General features: G+C 51.7%; 14 protein-coding genes. 10 read left to right on the top strand and 4 right to left on the bottom strand.

The window, feature by feature from the left end; genetic code table 11:
- Positions 1–12: 12 nt before the first annotated feature.
- Both SH451x_RS22455 and SH451x_RS22450 read right to left on the bottom strand, forming a co-directional pair.
- Positions 13–1,062: a COX15/CtaA family protein gene (locus SH451x_RS22455; RefSeq protein WP_479359427.1), complete on the bottom strand. Its 1,050-nt coding sequence runs from the start codon at positions 1,060–1,062 to the stop codon at positions 13–15.
- Complete coding sequence (locus SH451x_RS22450; RefSeq protein ID WP_479359426.1) at positions 1,059–2,384, bottom strand: c-type cytochrome; 1,326 nt, start codon at positions 2,382–2,384, stop codon at positions 1,059–1,061. The genes SH451x_RS22455 and SH451x_RS22450 overlap by 4 nt, the downstream gene beginning before the upstream one ends.
- A gap of 430 nt (positions 2,385–2,814) precedes the next feature.
- Here SH451x_RS22450 and SH451x_RS22445 point away from each other — a divergent pair, with 430 nt between their 5' ends.
- From SH451x_RS22445 to SH451x_RS22400, 10 genes are all read left to right on the top strand, one after another.
- A complete protein-coding gene (locus tag SH451x_RS22445; protein WP_479359424.1) occupies positions 2,815–3,996 on the top strand; it encodes a hypothetical protein in 1,182 nt (393 codons plus the stop codon).
- 198 nt (positions 3,997–4,194) lie between these two features.
- Positions 4,195–5,580, top strand: coding sequence for a transcription termination factor NusA (gene nusA, locus SH451x_RS22440; RefSeq protein ID WP_479359422.1), 1,386 nt, complete (start codon positions 4,195–4,197; stop codon positions 5,578–5,580).
- Positions 5,581–5,834: 254 nt separating this feature from the next.
- Positions 5,835–8,711 (top strand): translation initiation factor IF-2, encoded by a 2,877-nt coding sequence (gene infB, locus SH451x_RS22435; protein WP_479359420.1) that lies wholly within the window; start codon positions 5,835–5,837, stop codon positions 8,709–8,711.
- 44 nt (positions 8,712–8,755) lie between these two features.
- Positions 8,756–9,193, top strand: coding sequence for a 30S ribosome-binding factor RbfA (gene rbfA / locus SH451x_RS22430; protein ID WP_479359419.1), 438 nt, complete (start codon positions 8,756–8,758; stop codon positions 9,191–9,193).
- Between the two features lie 52 nt (positions 9,194–9,245).
- Entirely contained in the window at positions 9,246–10,502 is a 1,257-nt protein-coding gene (locus SH451x_RS22425; RefSeq protein WP_479359418.1) for a hypothetical protein, read from the top strand.
- 26 nt (positions 10,503–10,528) lie between these two features.
- Positions 10,529–11,275 carry a YebC/PmpR family DNA-binding transcriptional regulator gene (locus SH451x_RS22420; protein ID WP_479359417.1) on the top strand — a complete coding sequence of 249 codons (747 nt, stop codon included), beginning with the start codon at positions 10,529–10,531 and terminating at the stop codon, positions 11,273–11,275.
- An 85-nt stretch (positions 11,276–11,360) separates the two neighbouring features.
- Positions 11,361–12,692 carry a histidinol dehydrogenase gene (hisD, locus tag SH451x_RS22415; protein WP_479362930.1) on the top strand — a complete coding sequence of 444 codons (1,332 nt, stop codon included), beginning with the start codon at positions 11,361–11,363 and terminating at the stop codon, positions 12,690–12,692.
- Between the two features lie 6 nt (positions 12,693–12,698).
- Positions 12,699–13,775, top strand: coding sequence for a histidinol-phosphate transaminase (hisC, locus tag SH451x_RS22410; RefSeq protein ID WP_479359416.1), 1,077 nt, complete (start codon positions 12,699–12,701; stop codon positions 13,773–13,775).
- Between the two features lie 17 nt (positions 13,776–13,792).
- The gene (gene hisB / locus SH451x_RS22405) at positions 13,793–14,389 is read left to right on the top strand and encodes an imidazoleglycerol-phosphate dehydratase HisB (protein ID WP_479359414.1); all 597 of its coding nucleotides are present in this window, start codon (positions 13,793–13,795) and stop codon (positions 14,387–14,389) included.
- A gap of 1 nt (position 14,390) precedes the next feature.
- Entirely contained in the window at positions 14,391–15,008 is a 618-nt protein-coding gene (locus SH451x_RS22400; protein ID WP_479359412.1) for an HAD family hydrolase, read from the top strand.
- 21 nt (positions 15,009–15,029) lie between these two features.
- Here SH451x_RS22400 and dapB read toward each other — a convergent pair whose 3' ends face one another.
- The gene (gene dapB, locus SH451x_RS22395; protein WP_479359411.1) at positions 15,030–15,821 is read right to left on the bottom strand and encodes a 4-hydroxy-tetrahydrodipicolinate reductase; all 792 of its coding nucleotides are present in this window, start codon (positions 15,819–15,821) and stop codon (positions 15,030–15,032) included.
- A 39-nt stretch (positions 15,822–15,860) separates the two neighbouring features.
- A complete protein-coding gene (gene thrC / locus SH451x_RS22390) occupies positions 15,861–17,306 on the bottom strand; it encodes a threonine synthase (RefSeq protein ID WP_479359410.1) in 1,446 nt (481 codons plus the stop codon).
- Positions 17,307–17,575: the final 269 nt, after the last annotated feature.

Raw genomic sequence — 17,575 nt, 5'->3', positions numbered from 1 at the left:
AAGCAATTGGAATTAGTCGAAAGCGACGTCGGTGTGCCGAAAAGCATACCAGGAACGAGATGCTAGAACGAACGATGTGACCAAAATCAGCGACCCAACCGCTTGGTGTCCGGTGACAATCATCGTCTCCCAGAACCCTTTCAGTTGATTTACGTGGGCTGCTAGTGTCGGTGACGCAGAACTCCATGGCAATCCGTAATTTACAAACCAAGTCATCAAGCCGAGAGCTATTTGCGTCAGGATGAGTAAAAATAACAGAGTTGCTGGCCTGTGTCGTGAGGGGCTTTGACGCATCGACCGCGACCAGCTTGACGCAAAAATGATGCAAACGCTTATCATCAAAAGAGTCGCGAAGGTTAAATGGAGATGCGTTAGCCCCATGAATCCCATTGGAGAAAAGCTCAAATCGACATGTCGCAGAAACGCTCCGATGATCAATTGGACGACCGCCAGCACCGTCACAAAGCCTGCAAACCGCGCATAGCCGAGACCCTGCTTCGACAGTTCGCCCGCACCCCGGTTGGCAGTCTTGGCCGGCGCGCCAGCCAAATCGCGTTTCGTTCGAATCACCAAGTAGCTAGCTAGCACGAAAACCAGCGGGCCTGTGCAGCCGTGAACTAATGCGAGAGCACGGTCTGAAAACAGGACACGAACGCCTCCCAGCAGTCCCTGCAGGATAATCGCCAGCAATAACAAGGACGCCCAGGCCTTCGTGGCACGAGGCGATTTAGCCAGGAAGGTGGAGGTTACCAAAAAGATGGCGAGCAGGCCCACTAGTGCTCCCAGAAGGCGATGCCCATGTTCCACAAATAAGTCGAATGGACCTGAAAGCCAAGTGCTGATCGGATACAGCAAAAGGTTGTACCCATAGGTCCCAGGCCAGTCGGGAACGGCCATGCCGGCATCCGTCGTCGTGACCAGTCCGCCTGCCCAAATCAAGGGGAAAATGATGACAGCGACTGCCAAGGCCCAAAACGAAGGGGAGGCGAAAATGTTACCTGATCGAGCAACTGTCGCTGAAGTCCGATTTTCCGAATCTAGTTTGCGGTTATCAGTGCTCATTCTTGGCGATCCTCCGCCAAATTTTTTAAATCATAACCAAGTGATTGGCAGTAGTTGACAAGATCCCAGATCTCTTCGTCAGTTAGGCCGATCGAAGAAGTTGCTTTTCTTGCAACTGCGGGCATCGGCGTGCCGTCAATCCCGTTGGCAATGCGGTCAAAGATTTGGCGTGGCTCGCTTCCACCGCGGAAGACGCCATGTGTTAAGTTTCGCGCCGGGACTGTGACCGGCTTGAGCAGGCCAATTTTTCGAAGGGGCTTCCACTGTTCCTTGATGCGTGGATCAATACCAGCGCGCACTGTCCAATCCTTGGTCCATTCGTCAAAATCGGTAAGCTTCCCTTGACCATCTCCTTGTTCGCCATGGCACTGGCTGCAGGCAGTTATTTCGCTGCGAAACAGTTCTTCGCCACGCGCGACTGACGCGAGCAATTCACCCCGCTTTTCGCCGATTACATCTTCGGGCCATTGGAATGCTGACGAGCTCGTGGGCGCTTCGGCAGGAGTAGCTGCTTTTTCGGCTGTCGTCCAACGCTCGGCCACATCGGTTACTACAGAGATGACGTCATCTCTGTAATCTTCAGGCAGGTTCTCCCATTTCGACTGCGTAGGAGTCTGCTCGGGTTCAATTGCTTGCATCACAGCTTCGTCTGTTTCTGGAATTAACTGAAGCCAGATACGGCGTTCAACTTCGCCGCGGAGAGAAAGAAATCGAACGTAATGCGCCAGTGGTTCGGCATCTTTGGCAAAGTACTGGCTTCCCTGGAGTGATTCCATCGCAGGCATGGATGTTCCAGGCACGCCTTTGAGTATGATTCGCAGCAGATCGCTATGAGTCGGTGGCAGGTTCTGACCAGCCAGTCCATATTTGAAGGTACCGCGACGAAAATCCCGAGGGTAGGGGGCCAGCGTTGCGGCGGCCGCACCGTAGCCGTCGCCACTGAGGCCATGGCAAACCGCACAATGTTTTTGGTAGAGGCCACGTTCGATCTTGTCTTCCCCGCGTCCTACTTGGCCTGCACTGCGATTGATCGCATCGATCGGCCAAAGCACTGAATATTTAGGGGTGGAGGAAATTATTTCTGGAAGACGGGGATTTTCCAGAGTACCAAACAAGTGGTTGAGGGTTATCTCTACGAGCGGCCTGGCTAATTCAAGATTGCTGCCTGTTTCGCGTTCAATGCGGTTTTTGGCAAGTAGGTTTTCACTGTAGGTGTGGTTTGAGTTGCATCCTGTCGCGGCAGCAGTGACGACTAGGAGCGTTGCGAATGCGAAAGAGGTTGGCGAGTGAATGCCGAAATGCAAGGGAGTTTCGATTTGCATCGATAGAAAAGCTTGAGAGGTAGTGGGCGACCCTGCTGGACGGTCTGAGTTCCAGTTTGGAATCGTTGTCAATTGCCGGGAAGGTGTAAAAAGTCGCAGCTTGCTTTGATATTGCCAGCTTGAGACAGATTGGTCGCTAGAAAGTAATAGGTTGTTCTTAGGTTGGGAAAATTCGTGGCAGAAAGCCAGCTAGAGCCATTTAACTGGAAGAATTGTTACATTTTCACGACAGAATATGTGGGCCTTGGCAAAAAGTTACAATTTTATAGGTGTTTTTCGAGTTTGCGATTTAACCTGCAGTCTAGGCAAAATTTCAATGGCAACGTGTTGTAATGAACCGTACCGCTTGAGATTTAACAAGGATTTAGTTTTTCTTTGATTTTTGGCACATCCCGTGCCTTAAATGCGCTAAAGCTGTAGGAACAATATTTTGCGTCATCGGAGTAACAGCGTCGGAACGATGCTAAGGAAGCGTGTGGGCAGCAGCGAAACAAAGATAGTCATCCCGTCGGTTGCGGGTTGGTCTATGCCCCTGCGCTCGTCGCATCGTGAAGCCGCCATTGAAACGGCGATTTTTGGAATCGCACTTGGCGAATCCTTGGGGCTCAGATTCACCGGTTTAAAAGCCGCTGCAGCCGGGCGGAAGGCAAAAAAAGCTCAAGGGAAAAAACTTGCCTCGGTGTTTTCGGGGCGTCACGACCTAGCTACCGTTGTCGCCATCTCGGTAGGCCAATCGCTGCTATGTTCGACCTCTAGTCCACAGAGATTCGGCGCATCGTTGCTGGGTCGAATGCGCGGGCATCAAGTTGCTCGGATGGGTCAGTTTTTGATCGAACGCATATTTCCGTTCGGCTTGCCCATGAACAAGGCGTCTCGTCAGGGGCGTGTGGGATCAATTGATCGATTATTGCCCTGTGTTGTGTTGCTGACCGCAGCAGTGCAGGGGACGACTAATCGGATTTCGCCTTGGTTAAAAGAATTATTCAGCGCGGCAGGTTGTGACGACGAATTGCTCGTGGGATTCGCTCGGCTGCTGGCTAGAGCTTCGCAGTATGCTGTGTTCAACGATACCGCCTCGTTCGACCCGGTGGCAGTTCTAGCTTGGCTGAAAGAATGCACCCATGATGAAGAGGTTCTTGAGTGGTTGGGATTGCTTGAATCAAGTTTCTCGAAAAATGAGTCGTTAGAGATTTTTGCTGGCCGGCTGAATGAAAAGTTTCCGGACGAATCGATTTCTGGAGATCCGCGCTTCGTAATATTCGTATCCATCTACGCTTGGTTGCTGCACTCGCACGACTGGTCGGGTGGATTGCTGGAAGTGGTCTCGCTGGGAGGTGCGGCCGCCGCTCAGGCAGCCATTTTTAGTGCCTTAACGGCGTTGTTGGACAATGGCGAATGCCTCCCCGCATCCGTTGTTCAGCGTCATCGGTGGTTCCCTGTGGGCTCCGACTGGTTGGAAGCATGGGTTACGCGATTGCTGCAATGGCCCCACGGTGCAGACGACTTGGTGAACGCACATGCATTGCGAAGGTCGGAACTTGCGATGCTAGCAATGCACAAGGTGATGACTATTCGCTCGTTTGGCCGTCAAATTCGCGCTATACTGAGTTGATCTTGGTGCGTGGTGGTTGACAAAAAACGCTTTCACCACTAATTTTGCCGGATTCCTAATGCTTGTGCACCAGCCGCGGGAGTCTGTTTCATTGAAGGCACTTAATGAAAAAGGAAGGCGGCAAGTGGCATGTAATTGACTGCATAACTAACGATTGGATCGTTGCTTGCGTTTGACCCGCAGGCGAAATTTTAACGCATGAATCCTCAAGAACTGCTCAGAATCGTTGACTCGCTGCATCGCGAGAAGAATATCGATAGCGAGTTCGTGTTTCAAGCAATTGAGGCAGCGCTCTTAACAGCATTCAAGAAGTTGTTCGGTGAAACCGCCGACGTTGTTGTTTCTATCGGACGTGAAAATGGTGTTATTTCTGCCGTCGTAGATGGCGAAGCCCTTGATCAGGAAGAGATCGGGCGGATTGGCGCGCAGACTGCCAAGCAAGTGATTATCCAGAAGGTCCGAGAGGCTGAGCGCGATGCTCGGATGGACGAGTTTCAGGATCAGGTTGGACAGCTGGTCACCGGCGTGGTTCAGCGGACTGAACGTGGCGTTACAATCGTTCAGTTGGGGGCCGTCGAGGCGATTTTGCCTCGTAGTGAGCAGATTCCCGGCGAGTCTTATCATGCGGGCGAGCGCGTTCGTGCTGTAATTTATGAAGTTAAGGCTTCTGGTAACCGAGTAAAGATTATTCTCTCTCGAACCAAGGCGACTTTGATTCAGCGTTTGTTCGAGCAGGAGATTCCTGAGATCGCTGAAAATGTGATCGAGATTAAGTCAGTTTCTCGAGAACCTGGTTACCGATCTAAAGTTGCTGTGTTCAGCAGTGATTCCCGAGTTGATTGTGTCGGCGCTTGCGTCGGGATGCGCGGGAATCGAATTAAGAATATTACGAGTGAGCTGGCTGGCGAGCGTATTGATATTGTTCGCTGGAGTGACGACCCTAAGGTCTTGATTCCGAATTCGCTGCAGCCGGCTGAAGTAGATCAGGTTTTGCTGTGCGATATGATTGGCCGCGCAATTGCTCTGGTGAATGAAGAGCACTTGTCGCAGGCGATTGGTCGATACGGCCAGAATGTTCGCTTGGCTAGCAAGCTGTGCGGTTGGGACATAGAAATTATGACCGCCGACGAGCTTGAGAAGCAGATCGAGCGAGCGGTTTCGGACTTCATGGCTCTTCAGGGCATGACAGACGAAATGGCTCAGCAGTTGGTTGAGCAGGGTTATCTGTCTTATGACGATCTTTCGGTAATTGAGCCGGAAGTGCTGATGGAAATTGGCGACCTGAGTGAAGAAGATGTGGATGCGATCGTTGAGCAGGCTGAGCAGCGTGCGGAAGAGCAAGAAGACGCCGAAAACGAACGCAAGCGGCTCGAGAAAGAGTCGCGAGAGCGTTCGGTGAATGCGGATCTGAGCCGTTCTGCGGCTGGTTCGTCGGCGAGAACTTCTTCGGCGGTCGCGGTGGAATCGGCTGGTTCGGGGGCTGTGGAAGCGGCCGCTGGCGAGGTCGATAGTTCTTCTGCTGAGTCTTCAGTTGAAGAAACGGGTTCAAGCAAGGTGTTGCCTGATGAGGGCGGCGCTGAGTAAGGGCTTTGGTCGGGCTGCGATTTTGGCGTGGCCTTTCTGCCTTTGGTAAGGCAAGTTTTGCTTTGCTTGTAGGGTGTGATGCTTCAGTGCAGCGGTTGTTCTGGAGGCGTTTATGTAACACGGTTTGTGGTTGGTGTGATCGTCTGATTCCTGTGGTAAGAATTGCATATGTTTAAATAAACAAATATCGGCAGTTCGGCGGGTTCTCCTATCGGTTGCGCTCTTGATAATTTCTGAGGGTTACGCTTTACGCAATGCGTATTTTTCAGCTCGCTAAAGAAATAAATCTCGATTCAAAAGCGCTTGTAGAGTTATGCACTCGCTTGGGAATCACTAGTAAGGGCTCGCCGCTCGCGAATCTCGATGACGACGAGGTTGATCGCGTGCGCCGTCATGTTGCCAATGAGAAGGCGCCGCCGGCTGAGTCGGCTGCCGCGCCAGATGCAACGCCCGCAGTCACGCCCGCTCCAGAGCGGCAGTCTGTTCGCGATACGAACCCAATGCGCCAGATAGGTGCGCGACGCAAGCCAACGGCTAGTGCCGGCGCTTCGTCGGGGCGTGGCGACGAGTCGGATGCTGGGGTTGAGGAGCAGCCTGATGCTGCTGTCGCAGAAACGACGGGGGATGAAGAAGCTTCCGTCGCCAGTCCGCCTGAAGTCGTCGCTGAATCGGTCGGCGGCGACGTCGAATCTAAGCGAGCGTCAACGGTGGCCGCCGAAAGGGCTAGGCCACGGGATGCTACAGGCACGGAAGTGCCTCGGCGTGACAACTCTGCGCCTGGTCCGCTGAGTCGAAAGGACTACACGGCTCCCGAGGGGAGTGGTGGCCGTATGCGCGATTTAAGTGCACGTCCTCGTGGCGATGCGGCTGCTAAGCCGACCGTTGACCGCAAAAAGCGACCGTCACGCGAACCTGTGATCAATCTCAACACGAGAATTCCCAAGGGAGCTACGCCGCCGCCTCCGCCTGCTTCGAAAGAGCCGGAGCCAATGCGGCCCGATGTGCGTTTAACGCCCGAAATGATCGCGGGCTCTCGCAAGGGTATGAATGCCCCGCTTGAGAGCTTTGTGAAATCGGAAACAGCTAAGGCAAATAGTAAGGCTGGCGCTGGGGCGTTGTCCGAGTTCAAGGCAAACGCTGAAAAAGCAAAAGGCAAACCGAAAAAGGGTGCTGGAGCTGTCGAGGAGGGCGAGGACAAAGTCGGCCGCGGAAACTCGTTGGCCGATATGCGGAAAACGCGTCGCGCCAAGCGATTTGGGATCGATGATGTCGATGATGATGGTCGTCCAAACCGCTCGCGAAACAAACAGAAGAAAACCGGCGCTAGTATTCAGCGCAAGGAAAAAGTTGTTCTTGAATTGCCTTGCACGGTTCGAAGTTTTTCCGAGGCAGCTGGCGTGCCAGCAGCGCGGGTGCTTCGCTCGCTAATGACCATGGGTACGATGCTCAATATCAACGCGAAGCTAGATAGTGAGCAAGCGGTGATGGTTGCAACCGAGTTGGGCGTAGATATCGAATTCAAAGAGACGACTTCCTTCGAGGAAACGCTTCTCAAGAACTTCAAAGACTTCGAAGATCGTCCAGAAGATTTGGAGACTCGTCCGCCTGTCGTTACGTTCCTTGGGCACGTTGACCACGGCAAGACATCTCTATTGGACTATTTGATTGGTACTAAGATTGTCACGGGTGAAGCTGGTGGTATTACGCAGAGCATCCGTGCTTACCAAGTAGAAAAAGATGGGCGTGTAATCTCGTTTGTCGATACTCCGGGCCACGAAGCGTTCACGGAAATGCGTGCTCGTGGTGCGAACGTCACCGACATTGCCGTGCTTGTAATTGCGGCTGACGACGGAATTATGCCACAAACGGAAGAGGCGATTTCGCATGCTAAGGCGGCTGGCGTTCCAATCGTTGTCGCAGCGAACAAGATTGATCTACCTGGGGCCGACCTTAATCGTGTTATGACTCAAATGACCGAGTACGGTTTGACGCCAAGTGCTTGGGGCGGCGACGTCGAAGTTGTCGGAACCAGTGCCATAACTGGTGAGGGGATGGATGAACTGCTTGAGACACTACTCACGGTCGCAGAACTGCATGACCTGAGGGCAAACTCCAAACGCCCTGCGTCGGGTATTTGCTTGGAAAGCGAGCAAGCGGCCGATCGTGGAGTAATTGTGAAAGCAATTATCGATAACGGTACACTCCGCGTTGGCGATATTGTCGTCTGCGGGACGAGTTTTGGTCGTGTCAAAGCTATTTACGATACTCTGTTCCGCAACAAACAGATGTCAGAAGCTGGTCCTTCCATGCCGGTCAATATTACTGGTCTGGAAAGTGCGCCGGAGGCTGGTGAGCGACTCTACGTGATGGACGACATCGCCCAAGCCCGTGAAATTGCGGCTGCACGCGAGAACGAATATCGTCGCGAGACGCTTTCGGGGTCGACTACCAAGGTCTCGTTCGAATCATTCCAGGAGCGACTGCTGTCAGGAAAACTCAATAAGGGTGACGAGAAGGTTGCTCTCAATTTGATCATCCGTGCTGACACGCGTGGGTCGCTGGAAGCGATTGAGAAAGAGTTGAGTAAGCTTGAGCATCCTGAAGTTGAGATCAAGGTGCTGCAGAAGTCAGTCGGCGGCGTCAGCGTCGCCGACGTGACCTTAGCATCTGCATCAGACGCTGTGGTTGTTGGGTTCAACGCAATTCCTGACGAAGCCGCACGACAGATGGCCGAGTTGCGAAACGTTGAAATTCGACGCTATGACATCATCTACAAACTTGCTGAAGATATTAAGGCGATGGTTGAAGGACGTTTGCGTCCTGAAGAACGCGTCGTTGAACTGGGACGTGCCCTGGTTAAACAAGTCTTTAGCGTTTCGCGAGTCGGTACCATCGCTGGTTGCTACGTTGCCCAAGGCGTAATCGAACGCGGATGCCGCATTCGAGTAAACCGTGACGGTCGAACGATTGGCGACTACGCTCTGGATACTTTGCGACGCGTCAAGGACGATGTCAAGGAAGTACCGCGCGGGATGGAGTGCGGTATTAAATTGGCGAACTTTAACGATGTCAAACAAGATGACATCTTAGAAGCTTATAAGATTGAATCGGTCGCGCGAAAGCTGGATTGATTTTTTAGATTTCCTTTGGACATCGTTGAAGGGTGTGTGTTTCGGTGAGTTCGCGCCGTTTACTTAAAGCAGGTGAAGCAATTCGAGAGGTCGTTTCTACAACGATCTTGACCGAAATGCGTGACCCACGGGTTCAACACGTCACTGTGCTGGGTGTTGAAGTAATGCCCGATATGCGCGAAGCAAAAGTCTACGTGAGCGTGATGGGCAGTCCCGCTCAACAAAAGACCGCGCTTCACGGATTGCAAAATGCCGCGGGGTTTTTACAACAGCGAATTGCTGAACGGATCGACACGCGTTACACGCCTCGGCTGACTTTCAAACTGGACGAAGGAATCAAGAAGTCGTTGGCGGTGTCCCAGATCCTTGAGCAAATCGCGCAAGAAAGAAAGGGCGAGAAGAGTTCTTTGAGCGACGACTCGCCCAGTTCATCGGACGAACTAGAGCCGAATGACGACATGGAGTCACCCCAGAAAGATTAGACTGCCCGTACCGTACAACGTCGTATTGCACCTCTTTTGTTGACCCCCAAATATGAGCACTTCTCGTTCTAATAAGATCGAGCAGCTTTTTAAGTCGCTTCGCAAACAGTACCAACCAGTCCCAACCGTAAGTGATCGGTCTGTATTGGATCATCTTATCTACGGATGCGTCTTGGAGGATTCATCATTCGAGTCGGCTGACGAGGCATTTGCAAAGCTCCTGCAGAACTACGTCGACTACAACGAGATTCGCGTTACTACTGCCGTCGAACTTGCAGAAGCGATGCCAGGGGTCGCTAAAGCTATTGAAACAGCTCAACGCGTTAAACGAGTGCTGCAGTCGATATACGAGACTCGTTATTCTTTTGATGTCGAAGATCTCAAAAAGGCGAATCTCGCGAAAGCTATCGAGACGCTGGGTGCGCTGAAAGGGATGACCCGTTTCGTCCTCAACTTTGTAAACCAAAATGCATTCGGCGGACATTCGATACCAATCGATCAATCAACATTGAATTGTGCGATCGCGTTGGAACTTGTTACCGAGGCTGAGGCAGAGAAGGGTACGATTCCAGGACTGGAACGTGCTATTCCCAAAACGAAGGGCGTTGAGTTCGGACAACTTTTGCACCAGTTAGGCGTCGAATTTCAAGCGGATTATAACAAGCCAAACGTGGTAGCAGTCTTTAAGGAACTCAAAGTTAAATACACGCCGGCGGCGGCGATTGTGGCTGAAGAGATTGCTGCCAGCGACAAAAAATCTCGTAAGAAATCTACTAAGACGGCCGAGCCAACTTTACCAGAAGCTACGCCTAAGTCCGGAGACAAGGCTGCATCGAAGCCCGCGGACAAGACAGACGAAAAACCAGTCGAAGCGAAGACGACTCAAGGAAAGTCCGCTTCCGGTAAATCGAATGAAACCAAAACAACATCAGCCAACAAGGCGGCGGATTCGAAAACCTCTGAAACGAAAGTTGCTCCTGCTAAACCTGTTGAACCGACTGTTGCCCCGGTAGAAGAAAAGCCTAAGGCAAAGGTTGCCAAGAAGCCGACAGCCCCGCAGAAGGTCGAAGAGCCAGCCAAGCCTGCTGCTAAAGCTACTTCCAAAGAAGCGGCTGATGCCGGTGCTAAAAAGAAGGTAACTAAGTCGACGAAAGCAAGCCCGCCAAAAGTTAAAGCAACACCAGAGAAGAAAGCTCCCGCTTCGACGAAGAAGCCGGACACCAAGCCTAAAGCCGAAACCGAATCAAAGAAACCCGCGACGAAGTCGAGCAAGTCTTCCAACGCAATCAGCAAAAAGAAACCTCGCTAAGGAAAAAGGACATATAGGAGCGAACTATGGCTGGTCATTCGCAGTACTCCAATATTAAGCATCGTAAAGCAGCAGTTGATAGCAAACGCAGCAAACTGTGGAGCAAACTGAGCAAGGCGATTATCGTTGCTGCAAAAATGGGCGGCGGTGATCCATCCGGCAACATTCGCTTGCGCACAGCTATTTCCGATGCTAAAGCCGTCTCGCTGCCAAAAGAAAACATCGAACGAGCAATTAAGAAGGGGACCGGTGAACTCGAAGGTGGCGACGTCGAAGAAATCCTCTACGAAGGCTACGGACCAGGCGGAGTTGCTGTCTTGTGCGACATCATGACCGACAATCGAAACCGGACGGCAGGCGAAGTACGTAAGATCTTCGATAACGCGGGTGGAAAGCTTGGCTCAACTAATTGTGTTGCCTATCTGTTTGAACGTAAAGGTATGATCATCGTCAAAACTGAATCTGCATCTCTTGAAAGAGTGATGGAACTGGCGATGGAAAACGGGGCCGACGATGTTATCGAAAGCAACGATCAGATCGAAATAATTTGCTCGACAGAAGCCTATCCTGTGTTAAGCGAAGCGTTTGAAACGGCGGAGATTGCCGTAAGCGTAAAAGAAATTACACGCATTCCAAGCGCTACTGTTGAAGTGGATTCAGATACCGCTCAATCGGTTGTAAGGTTGCTAGAACAGCTAGAAGATCACGATGACGTGCAATCCGTTTCTTCCAACGTAAGTTTTACGGAAGAGCAACTAGCCGCGATGCAATAATGGAGTGAGCTCTAGCACTCCACATCCCTTTGGTTTTGGTCAATTCAAAAGATACGCTACCGTGCATCATCCGTCCGTCATCATTTTGGATGCAACTCAAGGCGACATCACAGCACACCTGCAGACGCTGCGTGACAAGCTTGCTCCGACTGGCGACATCGTCAGCCCCAAGGGACGTGAACTCACGCTACGCGTTTTCGGCGAAGCGTTGATCCCTTCGCAAGTTGTTGAAAGAATCTGCAGCGATGTTTTTCAGCGTCGAGCGGAAGCTGTCTTTCAATACAGCCAGCAACTCGACAACTTCAAGTTAGACGCGAGTAACCTTCGCATATCCGAGGAATCGCTAGCCAAATCGCATGCGGCCTGCAAGCCTGCGTTTCTCGACTGCGTGCGACGGGTCCGAGATCGCATTCATGCATTTCAGACAGCCATACTTCATCAGGATGTCACCACTAACCCGTCGCCCGGCGTCCAATTGCAGCAGCGTTACACACCGCTTCGACGCGTAGGTCTTTGCATTCCCGGAGGTGCCGCGGCTTATCCTTCCTCCCTGCTCATGACCGCAGTGCCCGCCCTGGCAGCTGGCGTCGAACAGATTGCAGTGGTTGCTCCACCGTCAAAGTTGGGGGCCTTCAATCCAGACATCCAGGCAATCTGCTATGAGTTCGGGATTCGCGAATTGTACGCTGTCGGAGGCGCTCAAGCGGTGGCAGCGATGGCTTACGGAATCGAAGGACTGGCGCCTGTTGAAAAGATCGTCGGACCTGGCAATCTTTTTGTTGCTTTGGCCAAACGTCATGTATTCGGCCACGTGGATATTGATTCTATCGCGGGACCGTCGGAAGTGATCGTGGTCGCCGATCAATCCACTTCTGCTGAATTTGCCGCAGCAGATATGCTTTCTCAGGCCGAACATTCTCCCGGAAGCAGTGTCTTGATTAGTTGGGACGCAGGTACCCTATCGCGAATCGATGATGCATTGATCAGACAAGTCAATCAACTAGAGCGTGGCGACCTTATCGTTGATTCGCTTCACGAGTACGGCGCATACATTTTAGTGAACAGCCCCGACCAAGCCTGTGAGATCATCGCCGAAATGGCACCTGAGCATCTACATTTGGCCATCGATAACGCTCGCGAGTTGTTACCGAAAATCCGCAATGCCGGTGCAACTTTTATAGGTCATTACAGTCCTGTTGCGGTAGGTGATTACGCTGCCGGTCCATCGCACGTGCTTCCAACTGGCGGAACTGCTCGTTGGGCTTCAGGGCTCAGCAGCAATCACTTTTTAAGGTCAAGCAGTGTTATTGAATTTGACCGTTTGGCACTCCAAGAAATTTCACCAGATGTGTGCCTGCTTGCTGACAAGGAAGGCCTAACAGCGCATCGGCAGAGTGTTGCCATACGAGTTGAATAACAAAAAATGGAAAGCAATACTGACAAATTCTTTCGGCCGAACATCGTTAGGATGCAGCCGTATATCCCTGGCGAGCAACCGCAACCTGGGCAAGCAATCAAGCTGAATACCAATGAGAATCCTTATCCACCGAGTCCCACGGTCCTGGATGCGATTCTAACGGCAGCGAAGAGTCTGGAGCGATACCCCGATCCGTTGGCAACCAGTTTTCGCCGAAAAGCAAGTAACGTACTAGGAGTTCACGAAGACCAGATCTTATGCGGAAATGGTAGCGATGATATCCTTACGATCCTAACGCGGGCATTTGTCGGAGAAGGTGACTGGATTCGATTTCCAAACCCTAGTTACATACTTTATCGAACGCTGGGACATCTTCAGAATGCACAAATTGAAGAGATCGATTTCGCAGCTGACTGGTCTTTGGCGAGTGCTTTTTTTGCGGCTAAGGATCGCTTAAAGCTGATCTATCTTCCGAATCCCAATTCACCAACAGGAACTGTCGTTAGCCGCGAGCAGATTATCGAATTGGCGCAACAAGTAGAATGTCCTGTAGTCGTCGACGAAGCTTATGTCGATTTTGCCGAGTTCAGCTGTGTGGACTTGCCTGCCAAGTACCCCAACATTCTGGTAACTCGGACACTGAGCAAATCCTATGCGTTGGCTGGACTGCGATTCGGCTACTTGGTAGCGCACCAGAAAGTAGTTGCGATGCTACGAAAGGTAAAAGACAGCTACAACACGGATGCGATTGCCAATGCGGCTGCAACTGCCGCAATTGCGGACCAAACATGGCTTAACGAAAACGTGAGACGCTGCAATTCCACGCGTGAACGGCTTTTTCGAGAACTCCAGTCGATGGATTTCGATTGTATTCCCTCACAATCTAACTTTATCTGGTGTCGACCTCGCCATGCTGATCCGCGGCGATTGTACGAAATCTTGAAGGAATCGGAGATATTTGTTCGATATATGAACTATCCCGATTGGACTGATGGACTGCGAATCAGCGTTGGGACTGACGCGAATATCGATACCATGCTGGCAACGCTCCAAGCAGCAATTCAAACGGCCAAACATTCTTGACGTAGAAAGAATCGGACATGACAACGAGTCGTAGCGGCAGTATTCAACGCAAAACTGCAGAAACCCAAGTTGAGCTTTCGATCAATATCGATGGTAGCGGCAAGAGCAACTGCGATACGGGAGTCGGATTTCTGGATCATATGCTGACACTCTTTGCCAAACATTCGCTATGTGACTTGCAAGTGAAAGCGGTCGGGGATCTGATCGTTGATGGACATCACACAACCGAAGACGTCGGGATCTGCCTCGGACTCGCAGTTCGCGAAGCTATCGGCGACAAACGCGGGATTCGACGTTACGGACAGTGCGTGTTGCCGATGGAAGAAACGCTCGTAACTACCGCGTTAGATCTGAGCGGACGAAGCTATCTCGTTTTTCAAGCACCTATTCCGCAAGGTAAGATCGGCGATTTCGATTCGGAGTTGGTCGAAGATTTTTGGCAGGCATTTGCGAACAATGCCTTATGTAATTTGCACGTCGTGCTTCATCACGGTCGCAATAGCCACCACATTGCGGAAGCCATCTTTAAGTCCGCTGCTCGGTCCTTTCGCATGGCGACCGAGATTGACCCACGTCAGACGGACATTCCCAGCAGCAAGGGTACATTGACCTAAGATGCCCGATCAATTTACACGGCCCGAGTTCTTTTACTTCGATCTGGGAAATGTAATTTACTTTTTCGACTATGCTCGAGGGGCCTCACGCGCTTCTCTTGCAACTGGAGTAGACGAAGCTAAATTGCGGGCTGCGGTCTACGATTTCGGATTGGAAGAACTATACGAATCGGGTGTGATTGGTTCGCAGCGATTGGTGAACGAAGTGGCTCGGGTTGTGGGCAAGTCCGTGCCCGCAGATGGCTTCCTCGATGCTATCAGCGCTATGTTTACGTTCAATCAAGACATTATTTTGTTGATCGACGCGCTGCGGGCCAAGAATATTCCGATCGGGATTTTATCGAATACTTGCCCGGCTCACTGGGACTGGATAATTGCACAACAGGATTTAGACTTTGCCCATCTGTTTCAGCAGATTGTGCTCAGCTATGACATTGGGCGTATGAAGCCTTATCCTGAAATATATCAACGTTCAGAAGAGCGAGCTGGAGTTGCGCCCGAGAATATTTTCTTCATTGATGACCGCGCACTGAACGTGCATGCTGCCAGAGAGCGTGGTTGGCAAGCGATGCTTTTTACTGACGTTAATAGTGTGCTTGAACAAGTCCGTCAGTGGTAAGTCGGTGGGCCTTACGACGACTTAAAAGCCAAGCACATCGAACATGCTGTAAAGCCCGGGTTCCTGGTCCATGAGATAAGACGCTGCGGCAAGTGCACCAACTGCGTAAGGGTCGCGGTTGCTAGCAGCGCATCGCAACTCGATCAGTTCGCCCATCATGCCAAAGCAGATCAAGTGCTGGCCCGCATCGTCACCGAGCCGTACTGCGTGATAGCCGATTTCGTTCGCCGGCCTTTTCCCGACCATACCTTCACGACCGTGAGCCGCCGTGGTTAAGGAAAGCTCCTGCGAAATTAATTGACCGAACTTCAGAGCTGTTCCGCTGGGGCTATCTTCTTTCATGCGGTGATGTCGTTCAATAATTTCGACATCGACCTGTTCTCCTAGCCTGGCTAGTGTTTGTGCTGCTTGCTGGGCAAGCTTCATGGTCAGGTTGACGGCAGGAGAATAGTTTGCTGCGTAGCAAACAGGAATCTTGGTCGATGCTTCATGAATTACTGATTCATCGACTGATGTCAAACCTGTGGATGCAATAACGATTGGTAGCTTACGAGCAGCTGCCTGATTCGTTGCACTGACGGCGGCGCTGGCGTTGGAAAAATCGATGACGACGTCAATATCGTCGGGCCATTCGTTGGCTACGACAACGTTTTGAGGGCGGATGCCGCACATCGTCCCAGCGTCATCTCCTAAGAATTTGCTGGTTGGGCTGACAAGAGCAGCCGCAAGTTGATACTTGTCGCTTTGATCGATCAAGCAAATTAGTCTTCGTCCGTTACGGCCCGAAGCACCATGAATTGCAACGCGTAGCACTGGAAAAACCGTTTGACAGTGGGACTTGGAGGAAGAGCTTTAACTATAAAGTTGGATTGCGCGGACGATGGCGTCAAGCTCATTGGGGACTGCAATGGCTCGATTGGCAAAGGAAGCTCTGGAGACACCGCGACTTCCCAGGACTTCGTTGAACTTGTCCTGATCGGTCGTGTGATAAGCAACCGTCGCCGTAGGATCTTTGAGCTGATGGCCCGTAAGGATACAGACCACGCGTTCGTCGGCTGCGATAATTCCTTGGTGGCGAAGCAGTTTGGCTCCAGCGACGCTAGCAGCACTTGCGGGCTCACAGCCGATACCGCCGGCGCCGACTTGAGCTTTAGCATCCAAGATGTCTTGGTCGTCAACTTTACGGACGACCCCGTCACAATAATCTAATGCTCGCAAGCATTTCTTAAGATTTACCGGACGGTTGATTTCAATTGCGCTGGCGATCGTATCGGCTTTGGCCTTGCTCGCATCCAGTTCGTCGTAGTAATAGCAGGCCTTTTCCATCGCTGGCCGGCCGGCATCCCAACTCAAGGAACGCTCGTTGAAAAGTACATCCAGTGTGTCGGCACCAGCCGCATTGATGACTGCCAGCCGCGGGACTTTATCGATGAGACCGAGCTCTTTTAGTTCAATAAAGGCTTTTCCAAATGCGCTGCTGTTGCCCAAGTTGCCGCCTGGAACGACAATCCAGTCGGGCACATTCCATTGTAACGCTTCCAGAACGCGGAACATGACCGTCTTTTGGCCTTCCAAACGAAATGGATTGACACTGTTCACCAAGTAAATGCCGAGTTGTTTGCTAATCTCTTGAACACGCGCCATCGCGTCGTCGAAATCACCTGCAATCTGAACTGTTAATGCACCGTATTCAAGAGCTTGGGATAGTTTCCCGTAGGAAATCTTCCCCGAGCCGATAAAGATCACCGCCTTCATCAATTGCGTAACGGCACAGTACATGGCAAGCGACGCGCTTGTGTTGCCTGTCGATGCACAAGCGGCTCGCTTTGCACCTACCATATGAGCATGCGTGAAGGCGGCGCACATGCCATTATCCTTGAACGACCCAGATGGGTTCATGCCCTCGTATTGCAGAAAAAGCCCGCCTGGCTTTAAGCCCACATACTTTGCGACAGCATCGGCCTGTTGAAGTAACGTCTGGCCCTCGCCGACGGTTACGATCTTGTCTTGAGGCGCATACGGCAAGAGTTCGTGAAATCGCCATACGCCGCTAAACCGGATTGGATCGAAACGGCGCGTCCACATCTGCTGGAAGTCACTCAGCCGTTTCGGCACTTCCAAACGATTCCAGTCGTAAGAAATATCGAGCAAGTCGCCGCATTTGGGGCAGCGGGTAAGCGTTTCGCCTACATCGTAAGTTGCGTTGCAGTCCAGGTTTAAGCATTTCTGGTGTACTGCGGTGCTGTTGTAAGGCTTGTTCAAGGACGATCCTTGCTTGAATGCCAATTTAGTGTCCATTAACGAATTATCCGGAATGAGCCGCCGAGGTTTCGCACCGTCCCGAGATGCACCTTTATCAGCCGCCCAGTTTAGCATCAAATAGTTTTTTTGCTGGTCCAAAATAAGGTTGGTCACTAACTTTTGCTTTCCAAAACGTGGCCAAGGGGAGAGTTTTAAAATGCCGTGGACGTCGGATTACTCAAGGATGGCGCACAGGGAAAAACTGAGATGGCGAAAGGACGGATACTTTGCAACGATGCTAATTCCTCCACCGATGTTTTCAAAGA

The sequence above is a fragment of the Njordella aestuarii genome (genome assembly GCF_056494165.1).
This window is presented reverse-complemented; position numbering and strand designations above follow the sequence as displayed.

Excerpts from the sequence above, each read along its gene's own strand:
- hisB (WP_479359414.1), top strand. The coding sequence starts at position 13,793 with ATGACAACGAGTCGTAGCGGCAGTATTCAACGCAAAACTGCAGAAACC.
- SH451x_RS22450 (WP_479359426.1), bottom strand. The coding sequence starts at position 2,384 with ATGCAAATCGAAACTCCCTTGCATTTCGGCATTCACTCGCCAACCTCT.
- SH451x_RS22425 (WP_479359418.1), top strand. The coding sequence starts at position 9,246 with ATGAGCACTTCTCGTTCTAATAAGATCGAGCAGCTTTTTAAGTCGCTT.
- SH451x_RS22400 (WP_479359412.1), top strand. The coding sequence starts at position 14,391 with ATGCCCGATCAATTTACACGGCCCGAGTTCTTTTACTTCGATCTGGGA.
- thrC (WP_479359410.1), bottom strand. The coding sequence starts at position 17,306 with ATGGACACTAAATTGGCATTCAAGCAAGGATCGTCCTTGAACAAGCCT.
- hisC (WP_479359416.1), top strand. The coding sequence starts at position 12,699 with ATGGAAAGCAATACTGACAAATTCTTTCGGCCGAACATCGTTAGGATG.
- SH451x_RS22455 (WP_479359427.1), bottom strand. The coding sequence starts at position 1,062 with ATGAGCACTGATAACCGCAAACTAGATTCGGAAAATCGGACTTCAGCG.
- nusA (WP_479359422.1), top strand. The coding sequence starts at position 4,195 with ATGAATCCTCAAGAACTGCTCAGAATCGTTGACTCGCTGCATCGCGAG.
- infB (WP_479359420.1), top strand. The coding sequence starts at position 5,835 with ATGCGTATTTTTCAGCTCGCTAAAGAAATAAATCTCGATTCAAAAGCG.
- SH451x_RS22420 (WP_479359417.1), top strand. The coding sequence starts at position 10,529 with ATGGCTGGTCATTCGCAGTACTCCAATATTAAGCATCGTAAAGCAGCA.